Genomic DNA, 248 nt, shown 5'->3' with positions numbered 1-248 from the left:
CAGCCAGTAGCAGATACCAACGATGCGCCAGTCGAGGCAATCGGGCGATAGGACGGAAGTGATCAGGGTGGCAGTGTCGACAGCGAATGCGGACGCGGTTGCGCCGAGCAACACGAGCGCTGAAACCCAGCGCATGCGATGGTGGGCGAGGCGAATCATGGATGGGCCTCGCGATAGGCTTGAACGCGCGCAATCGCATGGGCCACATCAGCATCGCCGTAAACGACGTAACGTTGATCGACGAGGAC

General features: G+C 60.9%; 1 protein-coding gene and 1 pseudogene. Both read right to left on the bottom strand.

Annotated features, from left to right (window positions below):
• Positions 1-159: pseudogene (locus SB749_RS20345) on the bottom strand (TIGR03756 family integrating conjugative element protein); the annotation flags it as partial.
• The coding region (locus SB749_RS20340; protein WP_410711904.1) for a DUF1525 domain-containing protein at positions 156-248 on the bottom strand (93 nt) is incomplete at its 5' end. The gene SB749_RS20340 and the pseudogene SB749_RS20345, both read right to left, overlap by 4 nt.

The organism is Brevibacterium sp. SIMBA_078 (assembly GCF_046534565.1).
In the GTDB taxonomy this organism is placed as follows: Bacteria; Actinomycetota; Actinomycetes; order Actinomycetales; family Brevibacteriaceae; genus Brevibacterium.
The sequence above is the reverse complement of the archived record's forward strand: the minus strand, read 5'-3'. Positions and strand labels throughout refer to the sequence as shown.